We start from the raw sequence: 21,555 nt of genomic DNA on the forward strand, positions 1-21,555 counted from the left end.
GAACGGTGGTCGAGCGGAGCCCAGCGCAATCACGATAGCCATCCGGAAACGAGAAAGGCCGGCAGCGATGCTGCCGGCCTTCTGGTCACTCGTGTGTCGTGCGGGATGACCGCGTCAGTGGGCGACGAGTCCGCCCGAAGCGTCATCCTCGGCCGCCTTGGGGCGAACCGCCGAGAGGTCCTCCTCCCAGACGATCGGCACCGGCTGGCGAATCAGCGCGTGCTGGAGCACCTGCTCCATGCGTGCGACCGGCACGATCTCCAGGCCGCTCTTCACCGACTTCGGCAGGTCGATCAGATCCTTGGCGTTGTCCTCGGGGATCAGCACCTTCTTGATGCCGCCTCTCAGCGCAGCCAGGAGCTTCTCCTTGAGGCCGCCGATCGGCAGCACCCTGCCCCGCAGCGTGACTTCGCCGGTCATGGCAAGGTCACGACGGGTCGGAATGCCGGTCAGCACCGAGACGATCGCAGTCGCCATGGCGATACCGGCCGACGGACCGTCCTTCGGGGTCGCCCCCTCGGGAACGTGGACGTGGATGTCGCGCCGCTCGAAGAGTGGCGGCTCGATACCGAAATCGATGGCGCGCGAGCGGACATAGGATGCCGCTGCCGAGATCGATTCCTTCATCACGTCCCGCAGATTGCCTGTGACGGTCATCTTGCCCCGACCGGGCATCATGACGCCTTCGATCGTCAGCAGTTCGCCGCCGACCTCCGTCCAGGCAAGACCCGTGACGACACCAACCTGATCCTCGGTCTCGGCTTCGCCATAGCGGTAACGCGGCGGGCCGAGATAGTCCTCGAGCACGGTCGGGGTGATCGCGACCTTCTTCTTCTTGGTCAGGATGATGTCCTTCACCGCCTTGCGCACGGTGTTGGAAAGCTCGCGCTCGAGGTTGCGGACGCCGGCCTCGCGCGTATAGCGCCGGATCAGCGTCATCAGGGCCTCGTCATCGATCGACCATTCCTTGGATTCAAGGCCGTGCTTCTTGATCGTCTCCGGGATCAGGTGACGACGAGAGATCTCGACCTTTTCTTCCTCGGTGTAGCCAGCGATGCGGATCACCTCCATGCGGTCCAGAAGGGCCGGCGGAATGTTCAGCGTGTTGGCCGTGGTCACAAACATGACGTTCGAGAGGTCGTAGTCGACCTCCAGATAGTGGTCGTTGAAGGCGGCGTTCTGCTCGGGATCAAGCACCTCGAGCAGGGCCGCCGAGGGATCGCCACGGAAGTCCTGACCCATCTTGTCGATCTCATCGAGCAGGATGAGCGGATTGGCGGTCTTCGCCTTCTTCATCGACTGGATGATCTTGCCGGGCATCGAACCGATATAGGTGCGCCGGTGGCCACGGATCTCGGCCTCGTCACGCACGCCGCCGAGCGACATGCGCACGAACTCGCGGCCGGTCGCCTTGGCGATCGACTTGCCGAGCGAGGTCTTGCCGACACCCGGAGGGCCGACGAGGCACAGGATCGGGCCGGCGAGCCGGTTGGCGCGCTGCTGCACGGCGAGATATTCGACGATGCGGTCCTTGACCTTGTCGAGACCGTAGTGATCGTCGTCGAGCACCTGCTGGGCGACGGCGAGGTCCTTCTTGATCTTCGACTTCTTGCCCCACGGAATGCCGAGCATCCAGTCGAGATAGTTGCGGACCACCGTCGCCTCGGCCGACATCGGCGACATCTGGCGAAGCTTCTTCATCTCCGCCATCGCCTTGTCGCGGGCTTCCTTGGAGAGCTTGGTGTTGACGATGCGCTCTTCCAGTTCGGCCAGCTCGTCGCGGCCTTCCTCGCCGTCGCCAAGCTCCTTCTGGATCGCCTTCATCTGCTCGTTGAGATAGTACTCGCGCTGGGTCTTCTCCATCTGGCGCTTGACGCGCGAGCGGATGCGCTTCTCGACCTGCAGAACCGACATCTCGCTTTCCATCAGCGAGAGCACCTTCTCCAGCCGGTGCGCAACATTGACGATCTCGAGCACGGCCTGACGGTCGGCGATCTTGACGGCCAGGTGCGAGGCAACCGTGTCGGCAAGCTTGGAGGGCTCGTCGATCTGCGAGACGGCGGCGACGATCTCGGGCGAGATCTTCTTGTTGAGCTTCACATAGCTCTCGAACTCGCTGACGACAGAGCGGCCGAGCGCCTCGACCTCGACCTTCTTGCCTTCTTCCTCGGAGAGCCCGATCGCATCAGCCTGATAGAAGGCTTCCTCGGCGACATAGGACGTCGCCTTGGCGCGGCCGACGCCCTCGACCAACACCTTGACGGTGGAGTCGGGCAGCTTCAGCAGCTGAAGCACGCGGGCAAGCGTGCCGATCTCATAAATGTCCTTGGTCGCCGGATCGTCATCGCCGGCGTTCTTCTGCGTCGCAAGCAGGATCAGGCCGTCGGTCTTGACCACTTCCTCAAGGGCGCGAATGGACTTCTCGCGCCCGACGAAGAGCGGGACGATCATATGCGGGAAAACGACGATGTCGCGCAGGGGGAGAACCGGATAGGTGCCGGTCTCGCCGGGAACGAAAGGAGCGCGGGGCGCCGAGCCAGTCATGACTTATCCTTTGCAGTTGCGCCCGGCGAACCCCCTGATGGGCGGAACGATCGGACGTAAGCGGCAAGACGACCATTCGCCTGACCGCCCCCGCGGGCCCCGCCCTTAGAAGGCGCGCGACTCTCGCAGGTGCACCTAAAGTGGAGGCTTCTGTGCCGGCTTTCAAGCAAGCCGAAGACGTCTTCCAACGTTGCTTTGTCGCAAGGAGCGTTCCGGCAAGGCAACCGCCTCTCGAACGCAAAACGCGCGCCAACAGGCGCGCGTTCCCGAAATGGCCAAATTCAGCGGAGCTCAGGCCGAGGCCGACTTCGTTTCTTCCTCGCGTTCCGCATAGATGAAGAGCGGACGCGACTTGTTCTCGACAGCCTCCGGCCCGATCACGACCTGCTCGACGCCTTCCAGCCCTGGCAGTTCGTACATGGTCTCGAGCAGGATGCTCTCCATGATCGAACGCAGGCCGCGTGCACCGGTCTTGCGCTCGATCGCCTTGCGCGCGATCAGGCTGACGGCCTCATCGGTGAAGGTGAGCTCGGTATCCTCCATCTCGAAGAGGCGCTGATACTGCTTCACCAGCGCGTTCTTCGGTTCGGTCAGGATCGTCTTCAGCGCCGCCTCGTCGAGATCCTCGAGCGTCGCCAGAACCGGCAGACGGCCGACGAATTCCGGGATCAGGCCGAATTTCAGCAGATCCTCGGGCTCGACCTCACGGAAGATCGCGCCGGTACGGCGGTCGTCCGGGGCCTTCACAATCGCGCCGAAGCCGATCGAGGTGCCCTTGCCACGGCTGGAGATGATCTTGTCCAGCCCGGCGAAGGCACCGCCGCAGATGAACAGGATGTTGGTGGTGTCGACCTGCAGGAATTCCTGCTGGGGATGCTTGCGCCCGCCCTGCGGCGGCACGGAGGCGACCGTGCCTTCCATGATCTTGAGCAGCGCCTGCTGGACGCCCTCGCCCGAGACGTCGCGGGTGATCGAGGGATTGTCTGACTTGCGGCTGATCTTGTCGATCTCGTCGATATAGACGATGCCGCGCTGTGCCCGCTCGACATTGTAGTCGGAGGCCTGGAGCAGCTTCAGGATGATGTTCTCGACATCCTCGCCGACATAGCCGGCCTCGGTCAGCGTCGTCGCATCCGCCATCGTGAAGGGCACATCAAGGATGCGGGCGAGAGTCTGCGCGAGCAGCGTCTTGCCCGAACCGGTCGGCCCGATCAGCAGGATGTTCGACTTCGCCAGCTCGACGTCGTTGTGCTTCGTCGCGTGCGAAAGCCGCTTGTAGTGGTTGTGAACCGCGACCGAGAGCACCTTCTTGGCGTGGTCCTGGCCGATGACATAGTCATCCAGCACCTTGCGGATCTCGCGCGGGGTCGGGACGCCGTCCTTCGACTTCACCAGCGCGGATTTGGATTCCTCGCGGATGATGTCCATGCAGAGCTCGACGCACTCGTCGCAGATGAACACGGTCGGTCCCGCAATCAGCTTGCGAACCTCGTGCTGGCTCTTGCCGCAGAAGGAGCAGTAGAGCGTGCTCTTCGAATCGCCGCTGCTGACCTTACTCATCGTTCATCTCCATTTCCGGAGTCGGTCCACACCAGCCGAAGCGGATGCGGGCGTCGTCTCTCCGTCATAATAGGCCGCTCAGTTCGCGATTATTAGGTTAACGCGTCAGGTCGAGACATCCGACCTGAAAACCTGACCCAAAACCGGACACCAGCTGCGCCTGTCCGCTCACCCGAGTCCCCATGCAAGCATGGGGCCGCTTTCCAAATCAATATGGGACGCCCGGCTGATCAAGCCAACCCACAGATAGCGGGGCGGCTCGTCGCAGCCGACACCAGACGGGAGCCGAAACGCCCAAGGCGTGTTTCGGCCCCTGCCCGGTTCTCCATTCCGGCCCGATCAGGCCGCGGCGTCTTCCGGACGCCGATCAATGACCTTGTCGATCAGGCCGAAATCACGGGCCGCCTCGGCAGTCATGAAGTTGTCGCGCTCGAGCGCAGCCTCGACCTCGTCGTAGTTGCGGCCGGTATGCCTGACATAGATCTCATTCAGCCGGCGCTTGAGGTTCTCGACCTCGCGCGCGTGGATCAGGATATCGGTGACCTGGCCCTGAAAGCCGCCGGAGGGCTGGTGCACCATGATGCGCGCATTTGGCAGCGCGAAGCGCATGTCCTTGGCGCCCGCGGTCAGCAACAGCGAGCCCATCGAGGCCGCCTGCCCGACGCACAATGTCGTGACCGGGCAGCGGATGAATTGCATCGTATCATAGATCGACAGGCCCGACGTGACCACGCCGCCCGGCGAGTTGATGTAGAAGGAAATTTCCTTCTTCGGATTCTCGGCCTCGAGGAACAGCAGCTGCGCCACGATCAGCGAGGCGGAGAAATCCTCGACCGGGCCGGTCAGGAAGATGATGCGTTCCCGCAGCAGGCGCGAGTAGATGTCGAAGGCGCGCTCACCGCGGCTCGACTGCTCGACCACCATCGGGACGAGATTGTTGTAGGTCTCGATCGGATCGCGCAGCATGGGTCTGTCCTTGGGGTCGCGGTCGCCGGGAATCAGCGGATTTCGTGAATACCATCCACATAAGCACGCGGATCGTGGCTGAAAAGGGAAGCGCCGCCCTGGCCATTGCCGGGCGGCGCCAATCTTGAATCAAGGTTTCCGAAAGTCTCAGGCCGAAGCGTCGTCGGCCTTGGCAGCGTCGTCCGCCTTGGCCTCGGACTTCTTGGCCTTCTTGGCGGCTGCCTTCTTCGGCTTGGCCTCACCGGCCTCCTCGGTGGCGTCCTCATCGGCGTAGAGCGCCTCGCGGCTGACCGTCTGGTCCTCGACCTTCACCTGGCTGAGCAGATGGTCGACGACCTTCTCCTCGAAGATCGGGGCGCGGATCTCGGCGAGAGCCTGCGGGTTCTTCTGGTAGAACTCCCAGACCTGCTTCTCCTGGCCGGGGAATTGACGGACTCGCTCGACCAGGGCCTGGGTGACCTCGTCATCCGAGATCTGAACCTTGGCCTGCTCACCGATTTCGGCAAGCACGAGGCCCAGGCGCACCCGGCGCTCGGCGATCCGGCGGTACTCGGCGCGAGCCTCGTCCTCGGTGGTGTTCTCGTCCGCGAAGGTCTTCTTCGCGTCCTTCATGTCGGCCTCGACCTGGCTCCAGACGGCAGCGAACTCCTGCTCGACCAGGGTCGGCGGCAGCTCGAACGTGTACTTGCCATCAAGCGCGTCGAGCAGGCTCTTCTTGATCTTGCGGCGCGACTGGGCGCCGAAATCACGGCCGATCTGCTCGCGAACGGCGCTCTTGAGCGCATCGAGCGACTCCATGCCGAAGCCCTTGGCGAGCTCGTCGTCGATCTTGAGGGCGTCGGGACCCTGCACGTCGTCGACGGTGACCTCGAACTCGGCCGGCTTACCGGCAAGGTGGGTCGCGGTGTAGTTCTCCGGGAACGTCACCTTGACGGTGCGCTTCTCGCCGGTCTTGGCGCCCTCGAGCTGATCCTCGAAGCCCGGGATGAACTGCCCCGCGCCGAGATCGAGCGGAATGCCCTCGCCGGTGCCGCCGTCGAAGGGTTCGCCCTCGAGCGTGCCGACGAAGGAGATCATCAGGCGATCGCCCTTCTCGGCCTTGGCCTTCGCACCCTTCGAGGTGAAGCTGCGGTTCTGCGACGCCATGCGCTCGAGCGCGGCATCGACTTCGCTCTCAGGCACTTCCGCCACCGGCTTGACCAGGGAAACGTCGGAGATGTCGGCGAGTTCGATCTTCGGCAGGACCTCGAGCGCGACCGTGAAGGCGAGGTCGCCCTTGGCCTCCATCGCGGCCTCGATCTCGTCCTTGTTCTCGGGGAACCGGATCTGCGGCTCGAAAGCGAGCTTCAGGCCGTTATCCGCGACGATCTTCTGGTTGGCCTCGTTGACTGCATTCTGCAGCACATCGGCCATGACCGAACGGCCATAGAGCCGGCGCAGATGCGCGACCGGTACCTTGCCGGGGCGGAAACCGTTGATACGCGCTTTGCCCTGCAGGCCCTGCAGGCCATCATCGAGCCTGGTCTTGAGGTCGGCAGCGTTCAGCACCACCTGGAATTCGCGCTTGAGGCCCTGGGACAGGGTTTCGGTCACGTTCATTGTTTCGTTCCGCCAACTGCTCGTTAATTCAAAAATCCAAACGCGCGCCGTCGGGTTGCCCGCCGCCGCGCTTGAGAAATCCGGCCAAGTCTGGTGCGGGCGGAGGGACTCGAACCMCCACGACTTTCGCCGCTGGAACCTAAATCCAGTGCGTCTACCAATTCCGCCACGCCCGCCGACCCGATGCGCTGCGCGCGAGCAAACGCAGCGCCGCCATCGTTGGGCCGCGGTGCTATACGCATTTCAGGCGCGGCATGCAGCAAAAAAATGCGACGGTTCTGCGAAGCCGTTGAATCAGGGGCGCCATACCGGCCTCTCGCCAGATCGCGCGCCACGGATTATGCCGCTTGCCATGACCGACAGAAGCGCTCGCCGTCCTCCTTCTCACAGTTGCCAGGCGACCATGCCGACACGGCGCATCGTGCTGGCGGGACTGGGCGCCTGTGCAGTCCTGGGCGAGGCCGGCGCACAATCCTTGCCGGCCACCACCCCAGTGAAGTCCCTGACGGAGAACGCCGATTCAGCCGCGCCGCCGAACCGGAACCTCGTTGCCGGCCCGGCGAAGATACGCCTGCGGCCGCCTCCGGCCCCGGAGAGCGAAGTCTGGGCCGTCGACGGTGAAACGCCTGGGCCCGTATTGCGGATCAAGCTGGGACAGACGCTACGGCTCCGGCTGGAGAACCGAACGACGAAACCGCTGAGCCTGCATTGGCATGGCCTGCGCGGATCGTCCGAGATGGATGGTGTCGGAGGCTTCAGCCAGCAGCCGATCGCGCCGGGAGCCAGCTTCGAATACCGGCTGACGCCGCCCGATTCGGGCTTCTTCCTGTATCGCCCTCTCCTCGTCCGCGCCTCGTCCGAGCCGGCAGGACGCGGCCTGGCTGGCCTGCTCATCGTTGAGGAGACTGAGCCGCCACGCGTCGATCTCGACCTGCCGGTGGTGGTGACCGACTGGCTGCTGGGCGACGACCAATCGATCCAGGCCTTTGACGCGAAGGGGCCCGAAGGAGCCGCCGCCGGCCGGCTCGGTAACTGGATCACCGTCAATGGCAAGGCGCCGCCGCAGCGCATCGCGGTGCTCCCGGGGGCACGCGTTCGGTTGCGCCTCGCCAATGCCTGCAATGCCCGGATCACGCGGCTGCGTTTCGACGGCATCAAGCCCTTCGTCATGGCCGTCGACAGCCAGCCGACCGATAATTTCGAACCCGTGCGCGCTCAGCTGCCCTTCGCCCCCGGCACGCGCTACGATCTCGTCTTCGACATGCCGGACGAAGCGGGGGCCACAGCAATGGTCTCGGCGCTGACCGGCTCGGGCGTTCCTCTGCTGCGCTTCGTCGCGGAGGGAGCAAGGCAGGCGGCGGCAGGCGAGATCGCTGCGCTCAAGCCGAATCCGGCCTTGCCGCTCGCCGTGCGACTGCAGGACGCCAAGCGTAGCGAAGTCGTCGTGACCGGCGGAGCCAAGGTCACCGCCGACAGCAAACTGGACCTCTCCGGCCTCGATCTCGCCCGGCCCTGGGCGATCAACGGTGCAGTCGGCACGCCTGATGCCAAGCCCCTCTTCAGCGTCAGGCGCGGCGCGCCGGTGGTGATCGCGATCGATAATCGCACTGCTTTCCTGCAGCCGTTCCATGTCCACGGCCATAGTTTTCGCCTGCTGCATCCGCTCGACGACGGCTGGGAGCCCTATTTCCTCGATACCGTCCAGATCCCCGAAGGGCGGCGGCTGCACATCGCCTTCATCGCCGACAATCCTGGCCGCTGGCTGATTTCGTCGACCGTGCTGGAGCGCTTCGATCTCGGTCTCTGGACCTGGTTCGAGGTGACCTGAGCTGAGGCCCCGGCTTGACCTCAGCCGGACGAGCGACCTAAGCCCGCCACCAGCAACCGCATTGGAGCCGCCATGTCCGCCAACGCCATCGTCACGATCGGCGCCGACCTTGCGAGGCCGGTCCGCTTCGGCAACGCCCTGCCGCTTGCCCTGATCGCCGGCCCCTGTCAGATGGAAAGCCGCGAGCACGCGCTAGAAATCGCGCTTGCGCTCAAGGAGATAGCGGTAAGACTTGAGATCGGACTGGTCTTCAAGACCTCCTTCGACAAGGCGAACCGGACCAGCGTCAAGGGGCAGCGCGGCATGGGCCTCGAGGCCGCCCTGCCCGTCTTCGCCGAGATCCGCGAACGCACCGGCCTGCCGGTCCTGACCGATGTGCACGAAGCCGGGCAATGCGCCGCCGTGGCCGAGGTCGTCGACGTCCTGCAGATTCCTGCCTTCCTGTGCCGTCAGACCGATCTGCTGGTTGCCGCCGCACAGACCGGGCGCGTCGTCAACGTCAAGAAAGGCCAGTTCCTGGCCCCCTGGGACATGGTCAACGTCGCGGCCAAGATCACCGAGAGCGGCAATCCGAATGTCATGGTCACCGAGCGCGGCGCGTCCTTCGGTTACAATACGCTTGTCACCGACATGCGGTCGCTGCCGATCATGGCCGAAGGCATCGGGGCACCGGTGATCTTCGACGCGACGCATTCCGTCCAGCAGCCGGGCGGCAAGGGCGCCTCCACCGGCGGTCAGCGCGAATTCGTGCCCGTGCTGTCGCGGGCAGCGGTCGCGGTCGGTGTCGCCGGCCTCTTCATCGAGACCCATCCCGACCCCGACAATGCGCCGTCGGACGGCCCCAACATGGTGCCGCTCGCGGACTTCCCTGCGCTGATCGCAGAGCTGCAAGGCTTTGATCGGCTTGCCAAGGCGAGGCGCGCGCCGGTTTAAGGCGCGTATGGACAAGCCCGTTACCGCAACCAAGCCCGCCTCGCTGCGCCCGCTGATCCTGGTCCTCGGGGCCTGCGGCTTCGCATCGACCTTCACCATGCGGATCCTTGATCCGCTGGTGCCGACACTGGCAGCCGAGTTCGGCCGGACGATTGCGCAGATCGCCGCCATGGCAACTGCGTTCTCCTTCGCCTACGCGGTCGGTCAGCCCTTCCTGGGCCCGATCGCGGATTCGGTCGGCAAGCTGCGGACGATCAGTGTCTGCCTCGGCCTGCTTGCCCTGCTCTCGATGGCTGCCGCCTTCTCGCTGTCCTTCGACGTACTGACGGTGATCCGGGCGAGTACGGGCATCGTTGCCGGCGGCGTCATCCCCATCGCCATGGCCGCGATCGGCGACCGCGCGCCAATGGCCGAGCGGCAGGTCCTGCTCGGGCGCTTCCTTGTCCTGATGATCGTCGGGCAAATGGCGGGGGCCGCCTGCTCGGGCGTCATCGCGGAGCATTTCGGCTGGCGCAGTGTCTTCGTGATGGCCGCTGCCATGGCGGCGGCTGCAGCGCTTCTGGTCATCGTCGTACTGAAGCCGCGCCCGGACGCGGCACGGCTGCCGCTCAGCTTTGCGGGCGCGTTGGCGAATTACAAATCCGTCTTCGCCAACCCGCGCAGCAAGTTGCTCTATGCGATCGTCATCACCGAGGGCAGCCTGATCTTCGGCATGCCGCCCTATGTCGCGGCGATCCTGCAGGAGCGCTCAGGGATCGGCCCCTCGCTGGCCGGGCTGGTGATCGCCGGAACCGGGCTTGGCGGCATCATCTACGGAATCCTGACCCGCGTCCTGGTCGAGCGTCTCGGACCGGCCCGCATGACGGTCACCGGCGGGCTCCTGATGGCGACGGGCTATGTGCTGTTCTCGCTGCCCTTCTTACCCTGGTGGAGCGCGGTTGGCCTGTTCACCCTGAACGGGTTCGGCTTCTTCCTGATGCACGGCACCTTCCAGGCTCAGGCGACCGAGCTCGCTCCGACAGCGCGCGGCTCGGCCGTCTCGCTCTTCGCCTGCGCGCTGTTCCTGGGCCATGCGATCGGCCCCGTCGCCATGGGCATCGCACTGCATCTGCTCGGCACGACAGGCGCGATCCTGCTCTTTGCGGCAGGGATCGGCCTGCTCGGCATCGTGACGCCGCGCATCCTGCCGCTGGCAGGCTCGCGGACCTGAGCTCAGCGGCCGCGGTAGGGAGCGACGCCCTGATCGGGCAGCCAGAGCCCCTTCGGCGGCTCGCCGGTCTGCCAGAACACATCGATCGGGATGCCGCCGCGCGGGTACCAGTAGCCGCCGATGCGGAACCATTCCGGCTCGAGCAGCTCGACCAGGGTCTTGCCGATATTGACGGTGCAATCCTCGTGGAAGGCTCCGTGGTTGCGGAACGACCCGAGATAGAGCTTCAGCGACTTCGATTCGACCAGCCATTTGCCGGGCAGGTAATCGATGACCAGGATGCCGAAATCGGGTTGGCCGGTCACCGGGCAGATCGAGGTGAATTCCGGGCATGTGAAGCGCGCGAGATAATTCGTGCCGGCATGCGGATTGGGCACGCGGTCGAGGCGGGCCTCCTCGGGAGATTGCGGCAGTGCACTGGCATGGCCCAGTTGCAGGGTCGAGGCGTCGATCGTCATGGTCATGGCTCCTTGAAGGCGGCCTTCTAGAGCCTCGGGCGCGCCCGCGCCACCGGCCAATCGCAGCGACGCCTCTTTCCGTTACGCCTGCGCTTGGCTAGAAGCGCGGCATCCTTCCGTTTCGCCTCGCACCGGAGCCTCCCATGACCGCGATCATCGACATCATCGGCCGCCAGATCCTCGACAGCCGTGGCAATCCGACCGTCGAGGTCGACGTCGTGCTCGAGGATGGCTCGATGGGCCGCGCCGCGGTCCCCTCCGGCGCCTCGACGGGCGCGCATGAAGCCGTAGAGCTGCGTGACGGCGACAAGAGCCGCTATCTCGGCAAGGGCGTGCTGAAGGCCGTCGAAATCGTCAACACCACGATCGCCGAAGCTCTCGTCGCCATGGATGCCGAGGACCAGGCCGCGATCGACCAGACCATGATTGATCTCGACGGTACGCCGAACAAGAAGAAGCTCGGCGCCAACGCCATTCTCGGCGTCTCGCTCGCCGTCGCCAAGGCCGCAGCCGAATGCTCGGGCCTGCCGCTCTATCGCTATGTCGGCGGCACCTCCGCCCGCGTCCTGCCCGTGCCGATGATGAACATCGTCAATGGCGGCGCCCATGCCGACAACCCGATCGACTTCCAGGAATTCATGATCATGCCGGTCGGCGCGCCTTCCTTCGCGGAAGCCCTGCGCATGGGCGCCGAGGTCTTCCACACGCTGAAGAAGGCTCTGCACGACGCCGGCCACAACACCAATGTCGGCGACGAGGGCGGCTTCGCGCCGAACCTGAAATCGGCCGAGGCTGCGCTCGATTTCGTCATGCAGGCGGTCGAGAAGGCCGGCTACCGGCCGGGCGAAGACATCGCGCTGGCACTCGACTGCGCCGCGACGGAGTTCTTCAAGGACGGCTCCTACGTCTATGAAGGCGAACGCAAAACCCGCGATCCGAAGGCGCAGGCCAAATACCTCGCCAAGCTCGTCGGCAACTACCCGATCGTCTCGATCGAGGACGGCATGGCCGAGGATGACTGGGAGGGCTGGAAGGCTCTGACCGATCTCGTCGGCAGCAAGTGCCAGCTCGTGGGCGACGATCTCTTCGTCACCAACGTCACCCGCTTGTCGCAGGGCATCAAGAGCAAGACCGCGAACTCGATCCTGGTGAAGGTCAACCAGATCGGCTCGCTGACCGAGACGCTTGCCGCCGTCGAGATGGCGCAGCGCGCCGGCTACACCGCGGTGATGTCGCACCGCTCGGGCGAGACCGAGGACGCAACGATCGCCGATCTCGCTGTCGCCACCAATTGCGGGCAGATCAAGACGGGCTCGCTTGCCCGCTCCGACCGTACCGCGAAGTACAACCAGCTGCTGCGCATCGAGGAAGAACTCGGCGCCCAGGCGATCTATGCCGGCCGCTCGGCGCTGAAGGCGCTGGCCTGAAGCTGAAGGCGCCTGCTCTCACCAGCTCGGCAGGAGCTGGCTTGCCGTCGAGACCGTCCAGGTCCCGGCGGCACCGACCCGATCGGCGAGGCCGCCCAGCGCGCGGCCGGCCCGCGTAACGCCGTCTGGCAGTTCCAGTCCCAGCAGGCTTGGCCCGCGCGTTGAAGCGACGGCCGTCGTGGCGTCCCCCGCGGAGGCCGCCAGTTGCAGCGGTGGCGAAATCGGCAAAGGCTGCGCTGCCGCGACGCTTGGCTTGCTCCGCTCGCGCGGGACCGTGTGCGCCGCCGCAGTGACGGGCGCGCTGCTACGTTGCGGTTCAGAGCGAGCCAAGGCGGGTGTCGTGCCGGCTGGCAGCGCCCAGGCTGTCGCCATCGGCATCAGCAACGTCGCCGGCACAGCCAAGGCCCTGGTGGGCGAGACGGACTCCGCATTGCCGGCGCTCATCTGATCGCGATGGCGCTCCAGGAACTTGCTCACGGGAGCTTCCGGGGCATTTGCAAGCTCGGCATCAGGCTGCGACGCCCGGGCGATCTGCTCAGCCATGGTCGCGCGATGGGCAGCTCCGGACTGGATCTGAAGAAAGGCCAGAACTCCGGCGGCAGCCACGGAGGCCGTGACCGAAACCGCGACCTGGCCGCCGAAGCTGCGCAGAACCCGGCCGATCGCCATCTTCGTCGTATCGTCGTTCATGAGTTCATCCCTTGGTCGCCTCGAGAGAAGAGGCCGGACACGGCGACAAAATGGCGCAGCCGGGGAGCAATTGCGGCCCTCGACAGATTTCCCATCCCGCGACGGGTGCGGGCGCGCCATGCAGCATCGGGCATATCGCGATTGTGCGATGCGGGATTAATCGAAGCATGGACAAGATCGCCGACGCTTTGCTGATCGATCAAAAGGCAGTACGGCTGCGCTGGCGTCTCGCCGTCATCGGCATGCTGTGCAGCGTGCTGATCTTCGGCTCGAACTTCGTGATCAGCCGCCACGCCGTGCTCAACGGACTGAGCCAGCACGATCTGCTAGCCCTGCGCTTCACGACCGCCGGTCTTCTGCTGTTGCCGATCTTCCTCAGGGATGGGGGCTTGGCGACATGCGGCGGCGTGACCTGGCGGCGCGGAATCTGGCTCGCGATCACCAGCGGCTTTCCGATGACCTATCTGATGCTGACCGGGTTGACGCTAGCCCCGGCGGCTCATGGCGCCACCATCGGCCCTGGAACGGTGACGCTGATCGGCATCGCAGGAAGTGTCGTGCTGTTTGGCGCTATGCTGACGCGGAACCTGATCATCGGCGTCATCGGGGTTCTCGCAGGCCTGGCCTGCCTCGGCATAGCCGGCAGCACCGCTTCGACGGCCGGCACCTTGCGCGGCGATCTCTGCTTTCTCGGCGTCGGGCTGCTCTGGGGCTTCTACCCGCTGCTGATCCAGCTCTGGAAGGTGAACGGGCTAAAGGCGGCGGCGATCGTCTCGGTCCTGTCGATGGCCTATCTGCCGTTCTACTTCCTGTTCTATTTCCGCGGCTTCGATGTCGCGCCGTGGTGGGTGCTCGTCGCGCATGCACTCAACCAGGGCGTGCTCAACGTCATCATCGGCCTGTGGATCTGGGGCTGGGCGGCGCATGTGCTCGGCGCCTCCGTCGTCGGTCGTTTTCCCCCTTTGATCCCGGTGACCGGCACCCTGCTCGCCATCCCGATCCTGGGCGAGATCCCGGGCCCGCTTCAGGTGGTGGGCTTCATCCTGATCATTGGCGGCCTATTCATCGCGTCATGGCGCCGCCCGACGCGTGCGACGGGCAATAGTCATCAGGCCCAGATTCCAGCCGATGCAAAGCAGAAGCCCGAGGCCGAGCGCCGGCCATGAGCCGAGCGGCACCGCCGTCAGGTGAACAAGGCCAAGCGCGAGGCCGAACCCGAGAAGGCCGAGCGCGCAGTTGGCGATGACGGCCGCCGTCGCGGGGCCGCCAATGCGTGGCTGCAGCATCGCGATGAGGCTCGACAGCACGATGGGAAAAGCCGCCAGCACGCCGGACCAAGCCGGGCCGACGCGTGCGCTGATGGTCGTCACCGTCCCCGCCAGCCCGGCGACGCAAGCGGCGCGCAGCGGGATCGCGTACCAGGGCCGCCCGGGAGGCGCCGCCGGCCGCGCCGCCAGATACGGCCTGAAGAGCATGTGAAGGCCGGCAAAGACCGCCACGGTCAGTGCAGCCATGACCATGACCGGCGGCGTGAGCTGCCGCAGCACGATGGCAATCGTGAACCACGTCGCCAGCCCCGTCACGAGGCTCGCCACCATGCCGAGGCGCTGGGCGAGCAGGACATAGACCAGCGCCAGACCGGCATTGGAGAGATTGGCGGCCATGCTGCCGAGCGCACCGGCGGCGATGAAGGCCGGGTCGTGGTCGAGCGCCAGGAAGACATAGACCGGCCCGGCCGAAATCGGCAGCGTCGCGATCAGGGCCGCAACGAGCGGACCGGTCCGCTCGGCCAGCAGCGAGCAACCGACGACGATCGCTGCCGCGGTCGCCATCTTGAGCAGCAGCATGCCGAGCCAGGGGTCGATCATCGCTCCAGCCGGGACTTGGCTGCCGCAATCGCGATCATGCCGGCTCGCCCTTCGCCCAGCCTTCCTTGGTCTCCGCGATGAAATCGAGCAGCGTTCCGGCCGCGATCGCAGCGCGCAGCCCGGCCATCAGATCCTGATAGTAGGCGAGATTGACCCAGGTCAGCAGCATTTTGCCGAGCATCTCGTCGGCCTTGACGAGATGGTGCAGATAGGCGCGCGCGTAGCCGTTGGCGGCCTGGCAGCTCGACTTCGGGTCGATCGGCCGGGGATCGTCGGCGTGCTTGGCATTGCGCAGGTTCATCCGGCCGAAGCGGGTGAAGATCTGGCCATGGCGCCCGGCACGGGTCGGCATCACGCAGTCGAACATGTCGATGCCGCGGCTCACCGACTCCACGATATCGTCGGGCGTGCCGACGCCCATCAGGTAGCGCGGGCGCTCCTGCGGCAGATGCGGCTCGACCGTCTCGATCATCGCGAGCATCACGTCCTGCGGCTCGCCGACCGCAAGGCCGCCGATCGCATAGCCCTTGAGGTCCATGTCGACGAGCGACCTGGCGCTCTCGACGCGCAGGGACGGCACGGAACCGCCCTGGACGATGCCGAAGAGCGCCCTGCCCGCGGGATTGCCGAAGGCCGTCTTGCAGCGTTCGGCCCAGCGCAGCGACAGGCGCATCGCCTTCTCGGCGACGCTGTCCTCGCATGGCAGCGAGACGCATTCGTCGAGCTGCATGACGATGTCGGAGCCGAGCAGCTTTTGGATCTCGACCGAGCGCTCGGGCGAGAGCATGTGGCGCGAGCCGTCGATATGCGACTGGAAGGTCACGCCCTCCTCGGTCAGCTTCCGAAGCTGGGAGAGCGACATCACCTGGAACCCGCCGGAATCGGTGAGGATCGGGTGCTGCCAGTTCATGAAACTGTGCAGGCCGCCAAGACCCGCGATGCGCTCCGCGCCGGGGCGCAGCATCAGGTGATAGGTATTGCCGAGCACCACATCGGCGCCGAGCGCCTTGACCTGCTCGGGATACATTCCCTTCACGGTCGCGGCTGTGCCGACCGGCATGAAGGCCGGGGTGCGGATTACGCCGCGTGGCATGCGGATCTCGCCGGTACGGGCAGCGCCGTCCCGACCGAGCAGATGGAAGCTGAAATCGGTTGTCATGCGCAGCGAGGTAGCGCAGCCGCAGCGACAACGGAAGTGCAGCGCACGCCGGCCCACCGTGACGGCACGGCCGGGCCCGGCATGGCCATGGTCCTGGATCAGCGCGGGAAGGCCGCCTCGTAGAGCGCCGGCTTGAAACCGACCAATGTCCGCGAGCCAAGGTCGAGCACCGGCCGCTTGACCAGGGAGGGCTGCGCCAGCATCAAGGAAATTGCCTTGCCAGTGTCGAGCCCCTGCTTGTCGGTATCGGCCAACGCCCGAAACGTGGTGCCGGCGCGGTTCAGGATCGTTTCCCAGCCATGTTCCGCGCACCATGCCTCGAGACTGGCGCGCGCCACGCCCTCGGCCTTGTAGTCATGGAAGCGATAGGCGACCCCGTGCTCGTCCAGCCAGGTTCGGGCCTTCTTCATCGTGTCGCAGTTCTTGATGCCGTAAATCGTGATCGCCATGTCGCCCTCTGCCTGAACGCCTTGGTCTAGGCAGGGATTGGGCCAGGCTCAACCGACGCGCGCCTTCTCCCCCAGAAAATCGAGCAACGCCCGGATACGCGCCGGCAGAGGTCCGCCCTGCCCGAGATAGACGGCGTGCACCTCCTCGAGATCGCCCGGATTGCTCTCCTCCAGAACCGGCCGCAGTCTTCCGGCCCGAATATCCTCGCGCACGGTGAAGGTCGCCAGCCGCGCGAGCCCCACCCCCGCGACAGCCAGATGCCGCAATGCCTCGCCATCGCTGGTCTGCGTGCTGCCGACGATCGGGACGGTGACGGCTTGACCGCCATCGAGCAGCGGCCAGCCTTCTATGGTGCGGGCGTAGCAGAGGCCGATACGATTATGGCCGTCGAGTTCCGCGACACTCTTCGGCTCGCCGAACCGCTCCAGATAGATCGGCGCCGCGACGATCGTCATGCGGGTCGCGCCGAGCTTGCGGGCGATGAGATTGGAGCTCTTCAGCGGCCCGGCCCTGACCGCGACATCGGTACGCTCTTCCATGAGGTCGATGATGGCATCGGTCTGCACGAGGTTGAGCGTCACGCCCGGGTGGCGCGCCAGGAATTCCGGCACGACCGGCGCGAGAATATGCGTGCCGTAGGAGGCGTTGGTATTGAGGCGAATGCGGCCCGCCGGGCTCTCGCTGGAGGAGGCGCTACGCTCCGCCTCGTCCAGGTCGGCCAGGACACGGATGCTGCGCTCATAAAAGATGCCGCCTTCGGGCGTGAGCTGGAGCTTGCGCGTCGAGCGGTTGACCAGTCTCGTGCCAAGGCGGCTCTCCAGCCGGGCGACGAGCTTGCTGACGGCCGAAGGCGTCATCCGGAAGGCACGGGCCGCCGCCGAGAAGCCGCCGAGCTCGACGACCCGGGCAAAGACCTCCATCTCGCCGGAGCGGTTGATCTCCAAACGCGCCATGATGAATTCATCTCACAAATGATATTCCTTGCGGCAGTCTAACGCACGATGCTGCAGCGCGCCATCTTGCCGCGAGACATCCTCCCGTCTTGCGGACAACCACCATGCCCATTGCACTCTATGCTCTCACCGCCGGCGCCTTCGGCATCGGCGTCACCGAATTCGTCATCATGGGACTCCTGATCGAGGTCAGCGCCGATCTCGGCGTCTCGATCGCTTCGGCCGGCCTGCTGATCTCCGGTTATGCGCTGGGCGTCGTCGTGGGGGCGCCGCTGATGACAGCCTTCACCGCGCGCTGGCCGCGCAAAACCGTGCTGCTCGCCCTCATGGTCATCTTCACGCTCGGCAACGCCGCCTGCGCTCTGGCTCCGGACTACGGACTGCTGATGGCAGCGCGCATCCTCACCGCCTTCGCGCATGGCACCTTCTTTGGCGTCGGCTCGGTCGTCGCCACCGGCCTGGTGCCGCAGGAGCGCAAGGCCTCTGCCATCGCGATCATGTTCACCGGCCTGACGATCGCCAATATCCTCGGTGTGCCGTTCGGCACCTGGCTCGGGCAGCAGCTCGGCTGGCGCGCCACCTTCTGGGCTGTGACGCTCGTCGGCATCGTCGCGCTCGCCATCATCGCGGCCTTCGTGCCGAAGGATAAGGCGGCACCGGAGGCGAGCGACTGGCGCACCGATTTGAAGGCGATGGCGCAACGCCCCGTGCTGCTCGGCCTGCTGACGACTGTCCTCGGCTTTGCCGGCGTCTTCGCGGTCTTCACCTATATCGCGCCAATCCTGACCAAGGTGACCGGGCTCGGCGATAGCCTGGTCTCACCGGTCATGCTCGTCTTCGGGGGTGGGTTGATCATCGGCAACCTGATCGGCGGGCGGCTGGCCGACCGTTACCTGGTCCCGACGGTGATCGGCAGCATGCTCGTCCTGGCGCTGGTGCTCGGGCTGATGACCTTCGCCATTCACGACGGCATCGCAGCCACCATCTTCGTCGGGCTGCTCGGCGCCGCCGGCTTCGCCACCGTCCCTCCCCTTCAGATCTGGGTGCTGGAGAAGGCTTCCGGGGCTGGCCAGAGTCTCGCCTCCAGCCTCAACATCGCCGCCTTCAATCTCGGCAATGCGCTCGGCGCCTGGGCGGGCGGCGCGGTGATCGACCATGGGCCCGGCCTGACGGCCGTCCCCCTCGTCGCAGCGCTGATGCCGATCGGCGGCCTCGTGGTCGCCCTCTGGAGCCTGCGCCTCGATCGCAAAGCCGCGGTCACGGCACCGGCCCTGAGTGGCTGCTGAGCGATTTCATCCAACCAGACTTATCTGCTCCATCACACCACCAAGGAGAGCCATCATGGACTATCGTAATCTCGGAGCATCCGGCCTTAAGGTCCCCGCCCTCAGCTTCGGCGCCGGAACCTTCGGTGGCCAGGGTCCGCTCTTCGGCGCCTGGGGCACCACCGACGCCAGAGAAGCCCGGCGACTGGTCGACATCTGCCTTGAGGCCGGTCTCACCCTGTTCGACACCGCCGATGTCTATTCCAACGGAGCGTCCGAGGAGGTGCTGGGCGAGGCGATCAAGGGGCGCCGCAACGAGGTGCTGATCTCGACCAAGACCAGCCTTCCGATGGGCGATGGACCAAACGATGCCGGATCGTCGCGCCCGCGCCTGATCAAGGCGGTCGAAGATGCGCTCCGCCGGCTCGGCACCGAGCATATCGACCTGTTGCAGCTCCACGCCTTCGATGCCCATACGCCGATCGAGGAGGTCCTGTCGACGCTCAGTGACCTCGTGCGCGCCGGCAAGCTCCGCTATGTCGGCGTCTCCAACTTTGCCGGCTGGGAGCTGATGAAGTCGCTCGCACTCGCGGAGAGGCATGGCTACCCGCGCTATGTCGCGCATCAGGTCTATTACTCGCTGGTCGGGCGTGACTACGAATGGGAACTGATGCCGCTCGGGCGCGACCAGGGCGTGGGCGCATTGGTCTGGAGCCCGCTCGGCTGGGGCCGCCTCACCGGTAGGCTGCGCCGCGGCCAGCCGCTGCCGGAGGGAAGCCGCCTGCACCAGACCGCCGAGTTCGGTCCGCCGGTCGACGATCACAGGCTCTATGCGGTGGTCGATGCGCTCGACGAGGTCGCCAAGGAGACCGGCCGATCGGTACCGCAAATCGCGATCAACTGGCTGCTTCAGCGCCCGACCGTGTCGAGCGTCATCATCGGCGCCCGCAACGAGGAGCAGCTCCGGCAGAATCTCGGAGCGGTCGGCTGGTCGCTGACTGCAGAGCAGATCGCACGGCTGGATGCAGCAAGCAGCGTGACCGCGCCTTATCCCTATTTTCCCTATCGCCGTCAGGCGGGGTTTGCGCGGCTCAACCCGCCCATCGTCTGAGACAGCAGGACAAGCCAGCCTGACGCCCGAGCGGCGTCAGGCATTGACTGCCAGCGCAGCCACAACGGTCATGGTGAGCAGGGCGATCTGCGTCAGCTGAAGTTCGCCCTGACGGATCCAGTAGCCAAACCAGAGCCCGCCGCTCATCATCGACAGCCAGACCAGCGCCATCACGCCCAGCCCCGCAGTCGAGAACCAGATGCCCCGCGCCGGAGCCGCGGCAGTCAGGCAGGCACGGATCAACTCAAACCCACCAAGGCCGAGCAGCGCTGTCGCAAGGGCCTGCATCGCGAGGATTGCGGCAAGCGCGAGAACAGACCAGTGATCGCAGCGCAGCGCCCGCCGGAGCAGCGGCGTCGGGATCGCGGGCTCCTCCCTGAGTGGCGTCATCGCCAATGTTCGCGCAATGGCGCCGGCCGCCCCACGGAAGTCGCCAATATTGTTCAGGACCGTGATCGCCGACCAGAGCGAAAGACCGCAGACCAGCATCGTCTTGAACAGCAGGATCGCTGAGGGCAGATCAGGCACGATCCACGTCTCCGGCAGGTTTTGAAGCGCGTTTGAGGAGGACCTGCATCTGCCGGGCGGACTGAATGTCGCCTCGCCGCTCGGCCGCCGAAATTCCACGCTGCCACGCTGTGCACGCCGCTTCCGTCCGCCCCGCCAGCAACCGGGCGCGGCCAAGCAGCGCCCATGCCGCCGAATAATCAGGATCAAGCGCGACCGCGCGCTCGAGGTGTACGATCGCGGCCGGGCCGTCGCCGCTCTTCAGGCAGGCAGCGCCAAGGGCGAAGCGGAGGATGTGGCTCTCGGCGCCAGCCGCGAGCCGCGCCGAGAGCCGCTCAGCGAGTCCCATCATCGGCTCAGGCCGGCAAGCGCGACGCGACCACATCCCAGTCGACGAGATGATCGACGAAGGCCTGGAGGTAATCGGCACGGCGGTTGCGATAGTCGACATAATAGGAATGCTCCCACACATCGCAGCCGAGCAGCGGCGTCTGGTCATGGACCAGCGGGTTGATCGCGTTGGCTGATTTGGTGACGACAAGACGCCCTTCCCGCGTCTGCACCAGCCAGACCCAGCCAGAACCGAACTGGGCAAGGCCCTGCTTCACGAACTCGGCCTTGAAGGCATCGATCGTTCCGAAATCGCCCTTCAGCCGGGCTTCCAGCCTGCCGGGCATGCCGCCGGCATCGGGCCTTAGCGAGGGCCAGAAGAAATTGTGGTTCCAGTGCTGGCCGGCATTGTTGAAGATCGCCTCTGCGCCCGGTCTTTCGAAGGAGCCGCGAATGATCTCCTCAAGGCTCAAACCTTCGAAGGCCGAGCCCGGAACAAGCTCGTTGAGCTTGGTGACATAGGCCTGATGGTGCTTGCCGTGATGCAGGTCCAGCGTCTCTGCCGACATGACGGGCGCCAACGCATCGAGGGCGTAAGGCAGGCTCGGAACCGTGAAGGGCATCGTCATCTCCAGCGCAGCTTGCAGCGGGTTGCTGCAAGCTCTATAAAACAAGTATCGACTTGGAATATTGGCGC

The 21,555-nt window shown here is 65.5% G+C and carries 20 protein-coding genes and 1 tRNA gene; 7 read left to right on the forward strand and 14 right to left on the reverse strand.

The features are described from left to right. Nucleotides 1-114 precede the first annotated feature (114 nt). The 5 genes from lon to AB4118_RS22800 all read right to left on the reverse strand — a co-directional run bounded on the left by lon (nt 115) and on the right by AB4118_RS22800 (nt 6,845). Entirely contained in the window at nt 115-2,544 is a 2,430-nt protein-coding gene (gene lon, locus AB4118_RS22780; protein WP_069880649.1) for an endopeptidase La, read from the reverse strand. 291 nt (nt 2,545-2,835) lie between these two features. Then, nucleotides 2,836-4,104, reverse strand: coding sequence for an ATP-dependent Clp protease ATP-binding subunit ClpX (gene clpX, locus AB4118_RS22785; RefSeq protein ID WP_441491880.1), 1,269 nt, complete (start codon nt 4,102-4,104; stop codon nt 2,836-2,838). 339 nt (nt 4,105-4,443) lie between these two features. Then, complete coding sequence (locus tag AB4118_RS22790) at nt 4,444-5,070, reverse strand: ATP-dependent Clp protease proteolytic subunit (protein WP_441480223.1); 627 nt, start codon at nt 5,068-5,070, stop codon at nt 4,444-4,446. 147 nt (nt 5,071-5,217) lie between these two features. Beyond that, nucleotides 5,218-6,669: a trigger factor gene (gene tig / locus AB4118_RS22795; protein WP_441491881.1), complete on the reverse strand. Its 1,452-nt coding sequence runs from the start codon at nt 6,667-6,669 to the stop codon at nt 5,218-5,220. Between the two features lie 91 nt (nt 6,670-6,760). Further along, a tRNA-Leu gene (locus AB4118_RS22800) sits at nt 6,761-6,845 on the reverse strand. A 227-nt stretch (nt 6,846-7,072) separates the two neighbouring features. On the opposite strand from AB4118_RS22800, the gene AB4118_RS22805 reads away from it, so the two are divergent. The 3 genes from AB4118_RS22805 to AB4118_RS22815 all read left to right on the forward strand — a co-directional run bounded on the left by AB4118_RS22805 (nt 7,073) and on the right by AB4118_RS22815 (nt 10,640). Beyond that, nucleotides 7,073-8,497 (forward strand): multicopper oxidase family protein, encoded by a 1,425-nt coding sequence (locus tag AB4118_RS22805; RefSeq protein WP_441491882.1) that lies wholly within the window; start codon nt 7,073-7,075, stop codon nt 8,495-8,497. Between the two features lie 72 nt (nt 8,498-8,569). Further along, a complete protein-coding gene (gene kdsA / locus AB4118_RS22810) occupies nt 8,570-9,430 on the forward strand; it encodes a 3-deoxy-8-phosphooctulonate synthase (protein WP_441491883.1) in 861 nt (286 codons plus the stop codon). A 7-nt stretch (nt 9,431-9,437) separates the two neighbouring features. After that, a complete protein-coding gene (locus AB4118_RS22815) occupies nt 9,438-10,640 on the forward strand; it encodes an MFS transporter (protein ID WP_441491884.1) in 1,203 nt (400 codons plus the stop codon). Between the two features lie 2 nt (nt 10,641-10,642). On the opposite strand, the gene queF is transcribed toward AB4118_RS22815, so the two are convergent. Beyond that, entirely contained in the window at nt 10,643-11,098 is a 456-nt protein-coding gene (gene queF, locus AB4118_RS22820; protein ID WP_441491885.1) for a preQ(1) synthase, read from the reverse strand. Nucleotides 11,099-11,241: 143 nt separating this feature from the next. Between queF and eno the strand changes: the two genes are divergently transcribed. Continuing rightward, nucleotides 11,242-12,525 carry a phosphopyruvate hydratase gene (eno, locus tag AB4118_RS22825; RefSeq protein WP_069880643.1) on the forward strand — a complete coding sequence of 428 codons (1,284 nt, stop codon included), beginning with the start codon at nt 11,242-11,244 and terminating at the stop codon, nt 12,523-12,525. An 18-nt stretch (nt 12,526-12,543) separates the two neighbouring features. Here eno and AB4118_RS22830 read toward each other — a convergent pair whose 3' ends face one another. Then, nucleotides 12,544-13,215, reverse strand: coding sequence for a hypothetical protein (locus AB4118_RS22830; protein WP_441491886.1), 672 nt, complete (start codon nt 13,213-13,215; stop codon nt 12,544-12,546). A gap of 167 nt (nt 13,216-13,382) precedes the next feature. Here AB4118_RS22830 and AB4118_RS22835 point away from each other — a divergent pair, with 167 nt between their 5' ends. Next, nucleotides 13,383-14,381: a DMT family transporter gene (locus tag AB4118_RS22835; protein WP_441491887.1), complete on the forward strand. Its 999-nt coding sequence runs from the start codon at nt 13,383-13,385 to the stop codon at nt 14,379-14,381. Here the strand turns inward: AB4118_RS22835 and AB4118_RS22840 are convergent. The 4 genes from AB4118_RS22840 to AB4118_RS22855 form a co-directional block, all read right to left on the reverse strand. Continuing rightward, entirely contained in the window at nt 14,286-15,083 is a 798-nt protein-coding gene (locus tag AB4118_RS22840) for a hypothetical protein (RefSeq protein WP_441491888.1), read from the reverse strand. The genes AB4118_RS22835 and AB4118_RS22840 overlap by 96 nt on opposite strands. A gap of 34 nt (nt 15,084-15,117) precedes the next feature. After that, complete coding sequence (tgt, locus tag AB4118_RS22845) at nt 15,118-16,242, reverse strand: tRNA guanosine(34) transglycosylase Tgt (RefSeq protein ID WP_441491889.1); 1,125 nt, start codon at nt 16,240-16,242, stop codon at nt 15,118-15,120. A gap of 98 nt (nt 16,243-16,340) precedes the next feature. Beyond that, nucleotides 16,341-16,691, reverse strand: a complete 351-nt coding sequence (locus AB4118_RS22850) for an ArsC family reductase (RefSeq protein WP_441491890.1) — start codon at nt 16,689-16,691, stop codon at nt 16,341-16,343. A 48-nt stretch (nt 16,692-16,739) separates the two neighbouring features. After that, nucleotides 16,740-17,645, reverse strand: coding sequence for a LysR family transcriptional regulator (locus tag AB4118_RS22855; protein WP_441491891.1), 906 nt, complete (start codon nt 17,643-17,645; stop codon nt 16,740-16,742). A 104-nt stretch (nt 17,646-17,749) separates the two neighbouring features. On the opposite strand from AB4118_RS22855, the gene AB4118_RS22860 reads away from it, so the two are divergent. Continuing rightward, on the forward strand, nt 17,750-18,931 hold the full coding sequence (locus tag AB4118_RS22860) for an MFS transporter (RefSeq protein ID WP_441491892.1): 1,182 nt from the start codon (nt 17,750-17,752) through the stop codon (nt 18,929-18,931). A 55-nt stretch (nt 18,932-18,986) separates the two neighbouring features. Then, nucleotides 18,987-20,021: an aldo/keto reductase gene (locus AB4118_RS22865; RefSeq protein WP_441491893.1), complete on the forward strand. Its 1,035-nt coding sequence runs from the start codon at nt 18,987-18,989 to the stop codon at nt 20,019-20,021. A gap of 36 nt (nt 20,022-20,057) precedes the next feature. Here AB4118_RS22865 and AB4118_RS22870 read toward each other — a convergent pair whose 3' ends face one another. From AB4118_RS22870 to AB4118_RS22880, 3 genes are read right to left on the reverse strand one after another with little or no spacing between them, the layout of a single operon-like run. After that, complete coding sequence (locus tag AB4118_RS22870) at nt 20,058-20,549, reverse strand: DUF2165 family protein (RefSeq protein WP_441491894.1); 492 nt, start codon at nt 20,547-20,549, stop codon at nt 20,058-20,060. Further along, nucleotides 20,542-20,877 carry a tetratricopeptide repeat protein gene (locus tag AB4118_RS22875; protein WP_441491895.1) on the reverse strand — a complete coding sequence of 112 codons (336 nt, stop codon included), beginning with the start codon at nt 20,875-20,877 and terminating at the stop codon, nt 20,542-20,544. Before AB4118_RS22875 ends, AB4118_RS22870 begins: the two co-directional genes overlap by 8 nt. Before the next feature lie 7 nt (nt 20,878-20,884). Beyond that, entirely contained in the window at nt 20,885-21,481 is a 597-nt protein-coding gene (locus AB4118_RS22880; RefSeq protein ID WP_441491896.1) for a superoxide dismutase, read from the reverse strand. Nucleotides 21,482-21,555 lie beyond the last annotated feature (74 nt).

It is taken from the genome of Allobosea sp. 2RAB26 (genome assembly GCF_052115465.1).
Lineage (GTDB): Bacteria > Pseudomonadota > Alphaproteobacteria > Rhizobiales > Beijerinckiaceae > Allobosea.